The sequence below is a fragment of the Lentzea sp. NPDC020367 genome (assembly GCF_044387305.1).
In the GTDB taxonomy this organism is placed as follows: domain Bacteria; phylum Actinomycetota; class Actinomycetes; order Mycobacteriales; family Pseudonocardiaceae; genus Lentzea.
The window spans coordinates 851,734-866,018 of record NZ_JBIRVV010000002.1 but is presented as its reverse complement, the minus strand read 5'-3'; the positions used below and the strand labels follow the sequence as shown (position 1 = coordinate 866,018).

The window sequence follows — 14,285 nt, the reverse complement described above, 5'->3', positions numbered from 1 at the left end:
GGAGCTGGTCTTGCTGCGTTCCCGGGTTCGCGCGCTGCGCCATGGTCTTCTCGCCACGGCGGTCGTGCTGGTCGTGTGCTTCGTCGTCGCGCTGTTCTCGTGGCTGTCCTATTCGGACGATCGCGCGGTGCTGGCGTCGCTGACGGCTCGTGACACGGGCTCCGTGGTGTCCTTTTCGGACGGTGCGGTCGAGGTGCGCTGGCCGTCCGGGACCGCCAGCGTCGCGTACGAGAACGGGGCGCGGATCGTCGGGAAGCAGACGCAGGTCGCGTTCGACCCGGCGGACCCGTCGCGTGCCGTGATCCCGGGCTCCGACCTGTTCCTGGAGACCGACCGGGCGCTGGGCGGCGTGACGTTCTCCGTCGCGGTGGCGCTGCTGGTGGTCCTGGCCGGTGCGGTGCGGGTGCTGCTCGCGGTGCGCACGGCGCGTTCCGCGTCTGAATCGGTGTCCGTGCGGCGGATCCGGCTGCAATCGGGGCTCATGGTGCGATCGTGGCTGGAGATCGACGGACCGGTCGAGCGCTGGCTGCCCGTCTACTACGACCCCGTGCTCGTGACGCTGCCGTCGCCGACCTCCGTCGAGCTGCGCGGGGGACGTGTCGCCGTCATCGACGGCGTGACCGTCTACCCGTCCGGCCGCCCGGTGACCAAGCACCCGCGCGGCCGTCGCCTCGACAACCCCGCGCAGCCCGATCCGGAGACTCGTGCACCTCGTGGCCTGTCCGCCCAGCTGCGCGCTGACGCGGTGTTCATGGTGCCCGCGCCGGTCGTCGGCTTGTTCTGGGCCTACCTGGACGGCAGCGGGTTCACCGGCTGGCTCACCGCCACCGTGATCGCCGGGGTGCTCGGCCTGTGGTGGGGCGCCTTCCGGGGGTCCGACCCCTCGTAATGCTTTGTGCCCGGTGAGCGACCTCCCGGTAGGAGGCTGCTATGACCGACGTCACACTGCGCGTCCACGAGGACGGGGCCGACGACGAACGCATCGAGCAGCTGACCGCCTTCCTGCGGTCCGAGCTGCGTGAAGTCGTCGCGGTCTCCGGTGTTCCCGGCGAGGCCCCTTCGGGCGCCAAAGCCCTCGACGTGGCCGAACTCGGCACGCTGCTGACCACGATCTCCCAGTCCACGGTCCTGGCCGCGCTGATCAACGCCGTCTCGTCGTGGCTGGGCCAGCGCCGCGAGCGTTCGGTGACGGTCGAGGCGGACGGCGAGGCCCTGGAACTCACCGGCGCGCCGACGAAGGCGGAGCTGGCGGAACGTTCCGCGTGGCTCGGCCGCCACCTCCACCGCTACGCCCTGATCATCGCGAGCCACGAGTTCGCCGACCCCGGTCTGTCGTCGCTGCGCGCCCCCGCCCACGACGCCGCCCGCCTGGGCGAGGTGCTGGCCGACCCGCGCATCGGCGGCTTCCACGTTCGCACCCTGATCAACTCCCGGGCCAGCGAGGTCAACGAGGCCGTGGAGGACTTCTTCGCCGACCGCGAGCCCGACGACCTCCTGGTCCTGCACTTCTCCGGCCACGGCGTGAAGGACGAGGCGGGCGAACTCCACTTCGCCACGTCGAGCACCAAACTCTCCCGCCTGGCGGGCACCGCGGTCGGCGCGGACTTCGTGGCCCGCCGCATGAACCGCTCCCGCTCGCGCCGCATCGTGCTGCTCCTGGACTGCTGCTACTCCGGCGCGTTCGGCCGCGGTATGGTCGCCCGCGCGGGCGGCGCCATCGGCCTGGAGGAACAGTTCGGCGGCAGCGGCCGAGCCGTCATCACGGCCTCATCGGCGATGGAGTACGCCTTCGAGGGCGCCGCGGTCGCCGACTCGTCCGAGGGCGAACCCTCGGTCTTCACCTCGGCCCTGGTGGAGGGCCTGGAATCCGGCGACGCCGACCGCGACCAGGACGGCCACGTGGGCCTGGACGAACTCTACGAGTACGTCTACGACCGAGTCCGCCGAGTGACCCCGCACCAAACTCCCGGCAAGTGGATGCTCGACGTGCGAGGCGACCTGCGCATAGCCCGCCGAGCCCGCCCGGTCACCGTGCCGGCCCCGCTGCCCTCCGAGCTGCGGGACGCGATCGACCACTCGCTGCCGGGCGTGCGGGCGGGTGCGGTGCCGGAACTGCGGCGGATGCTGTCGGTCGCGCACGAGGGGCGGGCGCTGGCGGCCCGGCTCGCGTTGCGCGGGCTGCTGGAGGACGACAGCCGCATGGTGGCGTCGGCGGCCCGCGAGGCGCTGGGGGAGAAGCCCGTGCCGGCCGCAGTGCCGCCGTCCCTTGCGTCCGCTCCGGCCCTCGCGCCTTCGACCCCCGCGCCCGCTGCGGCCCCCGCGTCAACTCCGGGCCCTGCATCCGCCACGGCTAGGGCGTCCTCGCCGACTACCGCACCAACTCCGGGTGCCACACCGGCGGCTTCGGCATCGGCGGCCCCAGCACCGGCGACCACCGCGCCCGCGCCAACCTCGAAGCTGCCCACCAGGGACGACGTCACCGCGCGAAAACTGTCGGTGCCGCCTGAGACGATGGGAGTGGGGACTTCTGCCTCCCCGGGAGGGGACCAGTCGGGATCGATTCCGAAGAGGCGGACCATGCTCACCGCGTCCGGCTCAGGCTCGTCGACCCCTACGTCGGTCACGTCCGGCTCGGGCCCGTCCGCCTCCACGTCGACTCCCCGGCGGATACCGGACACCGCACCTGCCAGCTCCGCAGCGGAGACCACCGCGACTGCCGACTCCGCAGCGAACACCGCCGCGACCGCCGACTCCGCAGCCGCCAACTCCAAGCCCCTCCCGCTCGCCACCGTCACGACCGTCCTGCCCCGCCTCGCCGCAGGCGTTGCCCTGGTGCTCCTGGTCGCAGGCCTGATGGAGATCCCCGGCGGCATCCTCAGAGTCCTGGACACCGGCCCCAACACCTTCGTCTTCGCCGCGATCTGGCCGTGGGCGCTGGTAGCGGCGCTGTTCGTGATCACGTGCCGCGACCACCCGTGGGCGCCGGGTGCCGCGCTGGGCCTGCTGGCCGGCACGACAGGCCTGTTCACCGGTGGCGACACCACGCTCACCTGGATCCCGTTCGCGCTGGCGGCCACGGCCCTGGCCGTCGCGTGCGCGACGACCCCGTGGTGGCTGGCGGCGGCAGGAGGCGCGTTGGGGGCGTTGGGTGTCTACGTGGTCGCGTACGCGGGCCACGATCTGACGCCGATCAACGACGACGGCGAGGAGCTGACGCTGTTCGCGGTAGCGGCCGCCCTCGTCTGCCTCGCTGCCTACCGCCAATGGCGCGACCGGCAGTGGCTGAGCGCGATCGCCCCGGCCCTGTTCCTGCTGGACGCGATCATCACCCTGACGGCGGAAGTCCCGCTGTTCGTCACGCACGCGAGCCTGGCGGGCCTGGTCGTGATCCCGCTGGTCGCGGCACTGACCACCGGCCCGGCCAGACTGGCCGCCTACGTCACCATCGCGGCCGGACTGCTGGTGCGCGCCAACGACTACGTGTCCGCCAACGAGCCGTCGTTCACCAGCGTCGCCCACGTGACGTTGCCGCTGGCGGCCGCGCTCGTCGCCTACTTCTCGCGCTCCCGCTGAGCCTTGCGCCGCTTGCCCTCGTGCATCGCGACGACGCGGGCGACCGGGATCGTGTGCCCTTCGGCGACCAGGTCGTCGGGCAGGCGTTGCGGCTTCGGCATCAGCGCCGCCCACGGGTCGCCCTCGAACCGGGTCTTGATCGTGAAGTCGGCGGGCGTGACGTCGCCGAGAGACTCCCACGGCACGGGGAACGAGATCGGCAGACCGTCGCGCAACCGGGGACTGTAGGCGGCGGCGACCGTGGCACCCCAGGCACGCGTCGAGTCCAGGAACACCTTCCCGCCGCGCTCCTCCCGGATGTACGCGGTGGTCGCGAGCGACGGATCGAGCTTCTCCGCCCGCACCGCCACCGCGCGCGTCGCCGCGGCCACGTCGTCGGGAGAGTGCTCCTCCAACGGCACGAAGATGTGCACGCCCTTGGCGCCGCTCGTCTTCACGATGCTTTCCAGACCGGCGTCGACCAGCGCCTGGCGGATCAGCAACGCCGACCCGACCACGACGTCGAAACCGGCGCCCTCCGGCGGGTCGACGTCGAGCACCATGTGGGTCTGCACGTGGTCCTCGCCGAAGTGATCGCCGAGGTACAGCGGCACGTGGTACTCGACCGCGCGCTGGTTCGCGAACCACATCAGCGTCTGCACGTCGTCGCAGATCGCGTACTTGATCTTGCGATGCGACGCCTCGGCCCAGACCTCGACCGTCTTCACGTACGAGGGCGTGTACTTGGGGACGTTCTTCTGCATGAACGGGTCCTGGCCGCGCAGGATCCGCCACACCGACAGCTGCCGCCCGGCCAGCACCGGCACGAACCTGTCCGCCACGAAGTCCAGGTACTCCACCAGGTCGCCCTTGAGCAGCCCGCCGAACAGCGGCTGGTCGAGCGACGAGAACTTCAGCGGGCTACTGCTCATCGGGGACCTCGAGTTCGTCGCGGGCGGCCCACTCCAGCAGCGGTTCGATCGACCACACCGCGTCGTCGATCCCGGCGTGCAGGTCGCCCAGTTCGGCATAGCGCTTCGGCACGGTGGCGATGGTGAAGTCGTGCGGGTCGACGTCCGGGATCTCGTCCCAGCGGATCGGCGTCGACACCGTCGCCTCCGGATAGCCGCGCACCGAGTAGGCGCTGGCGATCGTCCGGTCGCGCGTGTTCTGGTTGTAGTCCACGAACACCAGCGACGGGTCCCGGTCCTTGCGCCACCACGTGGTCTCGACGTCGTCCGGCGCGCGTCGTTCGACCTCGTGCGCGAACGCCAGCGCCGCCTTGCGCACGTCCTGGAACCCGAAGTCCGGCTTGATCCGCACGTAGATGTGCAGGCCCTTCGACCCGGACGTCTTCGGGAACCCCGTCGCCCCCAGGTCGGCCAGCACCTCCTGCACGACCAGCGCCACCCGCCGCACCCGGTCGAACGTGCACGTCGGACCGGGGTCGAGGTCGATGCGCCACTCGTCGGGCTTCTCGGTGTCCGCAGCGCGCGAGTTCCACGGGTGGAACTCCACAGTGGACATCTGCACCGCCCAGATGACGTCGGCGATGTGCGTGACGCACAGTTCGTCGGCGTGCCGGTTGTAGCGCGGAAAATGCACCCGCACGGTCCGCACCCACGGTGGCGCGCCGTTCGGAAGCCTTTTCTGGTGCACTTTCTCGCCCGTGACGCCCTCGGGGAACCGGTGCAGCATGCACGGCCGTTCCCGCAGCGCGCGGACGATTCCGTCACCGACGGACAGGTAGTAGTTCGCGAGATCCAGTTTCGTCTCGCCGCGCGCGGGAAAGCAGACGCGGTCGGGGTTGGAGATCCGCACGACGCGGTCCTCCACCTCGAGCTCCACAGCCGGGGACTTGCCCATGCCGTCCAACCTAACTCTTCCGAGGCGTTTCCTCAGTGCAAACGGTGCTTGCATCGACCCCGTGGCCTCCACACTCGACACCGATCTCTGGTTCCGGCGACTCTCCGAGGCACCTCCCGGGGCGCCTCGCCTGGTGTGCTTCCCGCACGCGGGAGGCTCGGCGAGCTGGTACCAGCCGTTCGCGCGGCACTTCGAAGGACGGGCCGAACTGGTCGCGGTCCAGTACCCGGGACGGCAGGACCGCAGGTCAGAGCCGTTGATCGACGACATCCGGGCGCTGGCCGACCAGATCGCGCCGCGGCTGCCCGGCGACCGCCCGCTGCACCTGTTCGGGCACAGCATGGGCGCGATGATCGCGTTCGAGGTGGCGCTGAGGCACGAACCGGACCACCTGTTCGTCTCCGGCCGCCGCGCACCGCAGCTCGTCCGCGACGACCGCGTGCACCAACGCGACGACGCCGGCCTGATCGCCGAGGTCCGCACGCTGGCGGGCACGAACGCACGGGTGTTCGACGACGAGGAACTCGTCCGGATGGTGCTGCCCGCGATCCGCGCCGACTACCGGGCCGCCGAGACCTACCGCTACCGGCCGGGCCCGGCGCTCCGATGCCCGCTCACGGCGCTGACCGGCGACGCCGACCCGAAGGCGTCGGTGGACGAGGTGGGGCAGTGGCGCGAACGCACGACCGGTCATTTCGCGCTCGAGGTGTTCTCCGGCGGCCATTTCTTTCTGTCCGACAACAGAAGCGCGGTCGCGGACTTCGTTTCCGGCGAATCCCCTAGTGCCTGAACCCCTAATTTTGCAAGGGATTCAGGTCCGTCCCGTGTCGGACCAAGCTGTCAGGCGATGAGAGGAAACGGGATGGCCAAGCGGGCACTGATCACCGGGATCACCGGTCAGGACGGGTCGTACCTCGCGGAGCACCTGCTCAGGCAGGGCTACGACGTGTGGGGACTCGTCAGGGGACAGGCGAACCCGCACAAGATGCGGGTGTCGCGGCTCATGTCGGAACTGTCCTTCGTGGACGGTGACCTGATGGACCAGGCCTCGCTGGTGTCCGCTGTGGACCTGGTGCAGCCGGACGAGGTCTACAACCTGGGCGCCATCTCGTTCGTGCCGATGTCGTGGCAGCAGGCCGAGCTCGTCACCGAGGTCAACGCCATGGGCGTGCTGCGCGTGCTGGAGGCGATCCGCATCGTCTCGGGCCTGTCCAGCAGCCGCCACAACGGCGCCTCGGCCAAGAACATCCGCTTCTACCAGGCGTCGTCGTCGGAGATGTACGGCAAGGCCGCCGAGACGCCGCAGCGCGAGACCACGATCTTCCACCCCCGCAGCCCCTACGGCGTGGCGAAGGCCTATGGGCACTTCATCACGCGCAACTACCGCGAGTCGTTCGGCATGTACGCGGTCGGCGGCATCCTGTTCAACCACGAGTCCCCGCGCCGCGGCGCGGAGTTCGTGACCCGCAAGATCTCCCTCGGCGTCGCGAAGATCAGGCAGGGCCTGCAGGACAAGCTGGCCCTGGGCAACCTGGACGCGTTGCGCGACTGGGGTTTCGCCGGCGACTACGTCCGCGCGATGCACCTGATGCTGCAGCAGGAGGAGCCCACCGACTACGTCGTCGGCACCGGCGAGATGCACTCGGTGCGCGACGCCGTGCGCCTCGCGTTCGAGCACGTGGGCCTCAACTGGGAGGACTACGTCTACATCGACCCGGTGCTGGTCCGCCCGGCCGAGGTCGAGATCCTGTGCGCCGACACCAGCCGCGTGCGCGGCGAGCTCGGCTGGAAGCCCGAGGTCGACTTCTCGGCGCTGATGAAGATGATGGTCGAGGCCGACCTCAAGCACGTCGCCACCGAGCACCAGTACGGCGAGCTGCTGGCCGCCGCGAGCTGGTAGGGAACCACCCTCCCGGGATCCACAGCCGCTGTAGTTTGCGGCTGTGGATCTTTTTTCGCGTTCCCTGGGGGAGCTGCTCGAGGCGGTCGGCCAGCTCACGGACGACGATTTCACGCAGCCGTCCGGATGTGCGGGCTGGCTGGTGCGGGACCTGGTGTGCCACTTCGTGATCGACTCGCAGGACGTGCTGATCACCCTCGTGACGCCGTCGTCCGAGGCGCCCACGCACGACGCTGTGACGTACTGGAGGGTCGCTCACGAGCCCGCTGACGACCCGCTGTCGGCGTTGATCGTCCGGCTGGCGGCCGCGTACGGCGAACCGTGGATGCTCAAGTTCCACGTCGACGACGTGGGCCAGGCGGCGTTGCGCGCCGGTCGGCTCGCCGCGCCCTCGGCCTGCGTCTCCACCCAGGACATGGTCCTGACCGCGGCCGACTACCTGGGCGCCTACGTCTGGGAGTGGACGCTGCACCACCTGGACCTGGTCGCGCACCTGCCGCACGCCCGCAGGCCCGCCGCGGAGTCGCTCGCCCGGTGCCGGGAGATCCTCGAACAGATCGCCGGCGCCTTCCCGGCCTCGTGGCCGGACGAGGACGTGCTGCTGGTGGGAACGGGACGGCGCGCCCCGACCGAGGCGGAGCGCGCCGAACTGGGGGACCTGGCGATCCCGTTCGTCCTAGGCTGAGTACAGCCGGGCGTAGAAACCCTGGGCGGCCATCAGTTCCTCGTGCGTGCCGCGTTCCACGACGGCGCCCTGGTCCATGACGACGATCAGGTCGGCGCCCCGGATCGTGGACAGCCGGTGCGCGATCACGAAGCTCGTCCGGCCCGCCCGCAGCGACGTCATCGCCTGCTGGATCAGGACCTCCGTGCGGGTGTCGATGGACGACGTGGCCTCGTCCAGCAGCAGGATCGCGGGCTGGGCGAGGAACGCGCGCGCCAGCGTGATCAGCTGCCGTTCGCCCGCGGACAACCCGCCGTGCTCCTCGTCGAGCACCGTGTCGTAGCCGTCCGGCAGAGACCGCACGAACCGGTCCACGCACATGGCCTTCGCGGCCTCGACGACCTCGTCCCGCGTCGCGCCGGGCCGTCCGTAGGCGATGTTCTCGGCGATCGTGCCCTCGAACAGCCAGGTGTCCTGCGAGACCAGCCCGATGGCCGAGCGGAGCCCCTCGCGGGTCAGCGACGTGATGTCCGTGCCGTCCAGCAGGATCCGGCCGCCGTCGAGCTCGTAGAACCGCAGCAGCAGGTTGCCCAGCGTGGTCTTGCCGGCGCCGGTCGGCCCGACGATGGCGACGAGCCGGCCGGGCGCCGCAACCAGCGACAGGTCGTCGATCAACGGCTTGTCGGGCGTGTAGCGGAAGGAGACGCGGGAGAACTCGACGTGCCCGCGCACCGGCGAGACGGTCGCGGGCCTGGCGGGCGCGGGCGACTGCTCCGGCTCGTCCAGCAGCTCGAACACGCGCTCGGCCGAGGCGATGCCGGACTGCAGCTGCCCGGAGAAGTTCGCGACGTCGATGATCGGCCGGGAGAACATGCCGGAGTACTGGATGAACGCCTGCACATCACCGATCGACACCGAGCCCGACGCGACCCGCAGCGCGCCGACGACGGCGACCAGCACGTAGTTGAGGTCGGTGATGAACCGGGTCGCGGGTCCGATCAACCCGGAGATGGCCTGCGCGCTGAACGATGATCGGTACATCGTCTCGTTGCGCCCGGCGAACTCCCGCGCGGCCTGCTCCTGACGGCCGAACGCGGTGATCAGCGAGTGGCCGCTGTACATCTCCTCGACGTGCGCGTTCAACGCTCCCGTCGACTGCCACTGCTCGGCGAACTTCGGCATGGCGCGCCTGGAGATCCACGCGGCCAGCACCAGCGCGATCGGCACGCAGATCAGCACCAGCACGGCGAGTTGCACGGAGATCATCAGCATGATCGCCAGCACGCCGAACACCGAGATCACCGATGTGAGCATCTGCCCGATCGACAGTTGCACGGTTCGTTGGAGGTTGTCGACGTCGTTGGAGACGCGGGAGAGGATCTCGCCGCGTGGGTTGCGGTCGAAGTAGGCCAGCGGGAGCCGGGTCAGCTTCGCGTCGATCTCCTCGCGCAGCTTGAAGACCGCGTGCTGCACGATGGTGTTGACCACCCGGCCCTGCATCAGCATCGACACCGATCCGATGAGGTAGAGACCCAGGATCAGCAGCAGCAACTTGCCGAGCGTGTCGAAGTCGACGCCCTGGCCGGGCACGAAGTCGACGGTGCTGATGACGTTCGCGAGCGTGTCCTTGCCCTCGGCCCGCAGCTGGGCGAGGACCTGCTCCTCGGTGGCGCCCGCGGGCAGGCCGCGGCTGACCAGGCCGGTGAAGATGAGGTCGGTGGCGCGGCCGAGCAGGATCGGGCCGAGCAGGTTGAGCCCGATCGTCACGACCGCGAGCAGTCCGATGATCACGAGCTTGCCCCGGTACGGCACCAGCAGCCCGAACAGTCGCCTGGTGGTGCTGGGTTTCTCCGGTTCTGCGACCTCGGACCGGACTTCGGGATCGGCGAGCAGGGTCATCGGACGGTCCCTCCGACTGGCTGGGAGAGGGCGATCTCCCGGTAGGTCTGGTTGGTGCCGATCAGCTCGGCGTGCGTGCCGGAGCCGACGACCTGGCCGTCCTCCAGCACGATGACGCGCGACGCCGCCTCGACGGTGCTGATCCGCTGGGTGACCAGCAGGATCGTCGCGTCGTGCAGCTCGCGGTCCAGCGCCGCGCGCAGCCGGGCCTCGGTGCCGAGGTCGAGCGCGGAGAAGCAGTCGTCGAGCAGGTAGATCTCCGGCCGCCGCACCAGTGCCCGCGCGATGGCGAGGCGTTGCCTCTGTCCACCCGAGACGGTCGACCCGCCCTGCGAGATCGGCGCGTCGAGCCCGAGCGGCCGGACGAACTCGGCGGCCTGCGCGATCTCCAGCGCGTGCCACAGCTCCTCGTCGGTCGCGTCCTCCTTGCCGTACCGGAGGTTCGACGCGATCGTGCCGCTGAACAGGTGCGCCTTCTGCGGTACGTACCCGACGATCCGGTGCAGCGCCACCGGGTCCAGGTCGCGGATGTCGGTGTCGTTGATCAGCACCTGGCCGCCGGTGACGTCGTAGAGCCGCAGAGCCAGCGACAACAGCGTCGACTTGCCGCTGCCGGTGCTGCCGAGGATCGCGACCGTCTCGCCCGGCCGGGCGGTGAGGCTGACGTCCCGCAGCACCGGTTTCTCCGCGCCGGGGTAGCCGAACGTGGCGCCGCGCAGTTCCAGATGCCCGCGCGTGGCCATCTTCGTGACGGGCGTTGTCGGCTTGGCGATGCTCGACTCGGCCTGCAGGACCTCGTTCACGCGGTTCGCGGACACGGCGGCGCGCGGAGCCTCGGTGAACACGAGCATCGCCATGATGATCGCGACGATGATCAACGTGACGTAGGACAGCAACGCGAGCAGTGCGCCGAGTTGCATGGTGCCGTCTTCGATCCGATGACCGGAGAACCAGATGATGCCGATCGTCAGCACGTTCATCACGGTCATGACCATCACCGGCATCGTCGCCATGATCCGCCCGACCCGGCGCGATGTTCCGTGAAGATCACCGTTGGTGGCGTCGAACCGGCCGCGTTCGTGCTGGTCGCGGACGAACGCGCGGATGACTCGAACACCGATGATCTGCTCGCGCAGCAGGTGGTTGATGCGGTCGAGATAGCTCTGCATGGCCTTGTAGAACGGCGACAGCCGCTTGAGCATCAACGTCAGACCGGCGATCACGATGACGACCAGCGCGATCAGGATCATCGACACCGGAACGTCCTGCACCAGCGCCAGCGCGACGCCGCCGACGCACATGATGATCGCCGACACCGCCACGTCGGCGGTCGTGAGCACGATGCTCTGGACCTGCCCGACGTCGTTGACGGTCCTGGTGATCAGCGACGGCGCGCCGATCTGGTCGACCTCCCGCGCCGACAGGGCCATGACCTTGCGGAACACCTTGTCGCGCAGGTCCCGGCCGAGGCCCGCGGACATGCGGGAGCTGAGCAGCATCGCGCCGCTCGCGGTGAGGATCTGCACGGCCGCGACCCCGAGCATCATGAGGCCGGTGCCCCAGATGTAGCCGGCGTCGCCGAGGAGCACGCCGTTGTCGATGATCTGCGCGTTGAGCGTGGGCAGCAGCAGGGTCGCGGCGGTCTGGACCAGCTGGAGCACCACCAGGAGCACGAGTGTTCCCCGGTACGGCCGGAGGTGGTGGTTCAGGAATCGGGCGAGCACACGACCCAGCACACCTCAGCGGACGCACCGGCAATCCCTAGACTTGCAGGGCTCGTTTCTCTCGGGCATTCCCTAGGGCCGGTCCTCCTACCTTGAGGTGCATGAGCGAAATCCTGAGCGCCATCGAATCTGACGACGCGGTGGCGCGGGACTTCGAGGCGCTACCGGTGCCGGAGAGCTATCGCGCCGTGGTGGTCGAGGAGAGCGACGCCGACATGTTCGCGGACCTCCCGACCTGGGAGAAGGACCCGCGGCGGTCGCTGAAGGTCCGCGAGGTCGCGACACCGGAGCTGGCGCCCGGTGAGGCGTTGGTCGCCGTGATGGCGTCCGCGATCAACTACAACACCGTCTGGACGTCGATCTTCGAACCGGTGTCGACGTTCGGGTTCCTTCGCCGCCTGGGCGGCAAGCACCACCTGCCGTACCACGTCGTGGGCTCCGACCTCGCCGGCGTCGTGCTGCGCGTCGGCGCCGGTGTCTCCGTGTGGAAGCCGGGCGACCGCGTGGTCGCGCACTGCCTGGACGTGCCGTTGGAGCGCCCGGACGGCCACAACGACACGATGCTGGACCCGCAGCAGCGGATCTGGGGCTTCGAGACGAACTTCGGCGGCCTGGCAGATCTCGCGCTGGTCAAGGCGAACCAGCTGATGCCGAAGCCCGAGCACCTGACGTGGGAGGAGGCCGCCTCGCCCGGTCTGGTCAACTCCACCGCGTACCGCCAGCTCGTGTCCGTCAACGGCGGCAACATGAAGCAGGGCGACACGGTCCTGATCTGGGGCGCTTCCGGCGGACTCGGTTCGTACGCCACGCAGTTCGCGTTGAACGGCGGCGCGACCCCTGTCTGCGTCGTGTCCTCGCCGGACAAGGCGGAGATCTGCCGGTCCATGGGCGCGGAGCTGATCATCGACCGCTCCGCCGAGGGGTATCGCTTCTGGAAGGACGAGCACGAGCAGGACCCGCGCGAGTGGAAGAGATTCGGTGCGCGCATCCGTGAGCTGACCGGTGGCGAGGACCCGGACATCGTGTTCGAGCACCCCGGCCGGGAGACGTTCGGCGCCTCCGTGTTCGTGGCGCGCAAGGGCGGCAAGATCGTTACCTGCGCCTCCACGTCGGGATACCTGCACCAGTACGACAACCGCTACCTGTGGATGAACCTGAAGAGCATCATCTCCTCGCACTTCGCGAACTACCGCGAGGCGTGGGAGGCGAACCGGTTGGTGGCCAAGGGGAAGATCCACCCGACACTGTCCAGGGTGTACTCGCTCGACGAGACGGGGCAGGCCGCGCACGACGTTCACCGCAACGCCCACCAGGGCAAGGTCGGAGTGCTGTGCCTGGCGCCGTCCGAGGGTCTCGGCGTGCTGGACCACGAGCTGCGCGGCAGAAACATCGACGCGATCAACCGATTCCGCTCCTCTTAGTGAAGGTTCCCGCTATGACGGAAGAAGTAATCGCGCCGGCCTCGGCGTGCCCGTTCCCCTTCGCCCGTGATCCGCAGAACCCGCTCGACCTGCCACCGGAGTACGCCCGGCTGCGCGCCGACCGGCCGGTGCAGAAGGTGACGACACCGGCGGGCGACACGGCGTGGCTCGTGGCGAGGTACGCGGACGTGCGTGCCCTTCTCGCTGACACAGAACGGTTCTCCGCCGAGGTGATGAATCCCGGCTATCCGCGCTACCTGTTCCCGGTCGACCCGCAGCCGGGCGCGTTCGTCACCGTCGACCCGCCGGACCACACCCGCTACCGGCGCATGATCATGTCGATGTTCACCAAGAAGCGGGCCGAGGAAGTGCGTCCCGCGGTGCAGAAGCTGGTGGACGAGCGCATCGACGCGCTGCTGAAGGGCCCGCAACCGGTCGACCTGGTCACGCACTTCGCACGTCCGATCCCGTTGACCGTCGTGTGCGAGCTGCTCGGCGTCCCCTACAAGGACCGCCTCGCGTTCGGCCGCTGGATCAACACCCTCGTCGAGACGACGTCGTCACAGGCCCACCGCAACGCCGCGGCGGGCGCGTTGTTCGGCTACCTGACGAAGCTGGTGGCGCAGAAGGAGAAAGAGCCGACCGACGACGTGCTCGGCCGGTTGGTCGTGAACCAGATGGCCGCGGGTGAGCTGAAACGCGAAGAGGCCGTCGTGATCGGCATGATGCTCCTCTCGGCCGGCTACGACACCACGGCGTCGTCGATCGCGCTGAGCATCCTGACGTTGCTGGAACACCCGGAACAGCTCGTGAAGCTGCGCGAGAACCCGGACCTCGTCGTCGGCGCCGTCGAGGAACTGCTGCGGCACCAGAACGTGATGCAGTGCGGTGTCGGCCGAGTGGCCAGGGTGGACCTGGAGATCGCCGGCCAGCAGATCAAGGCGGGGGAGGGGATCATCGCCCTGCTCTCGTCCGCGGACCGCGATGAGAGCGTGTACTCGGATGCCGACAAGCTCGACATCACGCGCCAGGACTCGACGCCGCTGGCGTTCGGGCACGGCATCCACAGCTGCATCGCGAAGTTCCTGTCCCGCGTGGAACTTCAGGTGGCCCTGCTGACGCTGATCACCCGCATTCCCACCTTGGCGCTGGCCAAGCCGGCGGAGGAGCTCCGGTTCCGCGACGGCGCGATCGTCTACTCGCTGCGGGAGCTTCCCGTTACCTGGTAAGAGCTTCGCTGTTCAGGGGCACCCCTCGCG

At 69.4% G+C, this 14,285-nt stretch carries 11 protein-coding genes; 7 read left to right on the top strand and 4 right to left on the bottom strand.

Translation table 11 applies throughout. The annotated features are described in order from the left end of the window. Positions 1-10 precede the first annotated feature (10 nt). A complete protein-coding gene (locus ACH413_RS10670; protein ID WP_360030694.1) occupies positions 11-889 on the top strand; it encodes a hypothetical protein in 879 nt (292 codons plus the stop codon). Positions 890-930: 41 nt separating this feature from the next. Then, complete coding sequence (locus ACH413_RS10665) at positions 931-3,573, top strand: caspase family protein (protein ID WP_360030692.1); 2,643 nt, start codon at positions 931-933, stop codon at positions 3,571-3,573. Here the strand turns inward: ACH413_RS10665 and ACH413_RS10660 are convergent. Further along, a complete protein-coding gene (locus tag ACH413_RS10660; RefSeq protein WP_360030690.1) occupies positions 3,552-4,484 on the bottom strand; it encodes an ATP-dependent DNA ligase in 933 nt (310 codons plus the stop codon). The genes ACH413_RS10665 and ACH413_RS10660 overlap by 22 nt on opposite strands. After that, positions 4,474-5,418, bottom strand: coding sequence for a non-homologous end-joining DNA ligase (gene ligD / locus ACH413_RS10655; RefSeq protein WP_360030688.1), 945 nt, complete (start codon positions 5,416-5,418; stop codon positions 4,474-4,476). The genes ACH413_RS10660 and ligD overlap by 11 nt, the downstream gene beginning before the upstream one ends. A gap of 61 nt (positions 5,419-5,479) precedes the next feature. On the opposite strand from ligD, the gene ACH413_RS10650 reads away from it, so the two are divergent. The 3 genes from ACH413_RS10650 (at position 5,480) to ACH413_RS10640 (ending at position 8,003) form a co-directional block, all read left to right on the top strand. Next, a complete protein-coding gene (locus ACH413_RS10650; RefSeq protein WP_360030687.1) occupies positions 5,480-6,208 on the top strand; it encodes an alpha/beta fold hydrolase in 729 nt (242 codons plus the stop codon). Between the two features lie 72 nt (positions 6,209-6,280). After that, positions 6,281-7,318 (top strand): GDP-mannose 4,6-dehydratase, encoded by a 1,038-nt coding sequence (locus tag ACH413_RS10645; RefSeq protein ID WP_360030685.1) that lies wholly within the window; start codon positions 6,281-6,283, stop codon positions 7,316-7,318. A 43-nt stretch (positions 7,319-7,361) separates the two neighbouring features. After that, positions 7,362-8,003, top strand: a complete 642-nt coding sequence (locus ACH413_RS10640; RefSeq protein WP_360030684.1) for a maleylpyruvate isomerase N-terminal domain-containing protein — start codon at positions 7,362-7,364, stop codon at positions 8,001-8,003. Here ACH413_RS10640 and ACH413_RS10635 read toward each other — a convergent pair. Together ACH413_RS10635 and ACH413_RS10630 are read right to left on the bottom strand one after the other, a co-directional pair. Next, positions 7,995-9,881 carry an ABC transporter ATP-binding protein gene (locus ACH413_RS10635; RefSeq protein WP_360030682.1) on the bottom strand — a complete coding sequence of 629 codons (1,887 nt, stop codon included), beginning with the start codon at positions 9,879-9,881 and terminating at the stop codon, positions 7,995-7,997. The two genes, ACH413_RS10640 and ACH413_RS10635, sit on opposite strands and share 9 nt — an antisense overlap. Next, positions 9,878-11,605, bottom strand: a complete 1,728-nt coding sequence (locus tag ACH413_RS10630) for an ABC transporter ATP-binding protein (protein WP_360030680.1) — start codon at positions 11,603-11,605, stop codon at positions 9,878-9,880. The genes ACH413_RS10635 and ACH413_RS10630 overlap by 4 nt, the downstream gene beginning before the upstream one ends. A gap of 101 nt (positions 11,606-11,706) precedes the next feature. Between ACH413_RS10630 and ccrA the strand changes: the two genes are divergently transcribed. Together ccrA and ACH413_RS10620 are read left to right on the top strand one after the other, a co-directional pair. Beyond that, positions 11,707-13,026 carry a crotonyl-CoA carboxylase/reductase gene (gene ccrA / locus ACH413_RS10625; RefSeq protein WP_360030678.1) on the top strand — a complete coding sequence of 440 codons (1,320 nt, stop codon included), beginning with the start codon at positions 11,707-11,709 and terminating at the stop codon, positions 13,024-13,026. A 14-nt stretch (positions 13,027-13,040) separates the two neighbouring features. Beyond that, positions 13,041-14,255, top strand: coding sequence for a cytochrome P450 (locus ACH413_RS10620; RefSeq protein WP_360030676.1), 1,215 nt, complete (start codon positions 13,041-13,043; stop codon positions 14,253-14,255). The last annotated feature ends 30 nt before the right edge of the window (positions 14,256-14,285 follow it).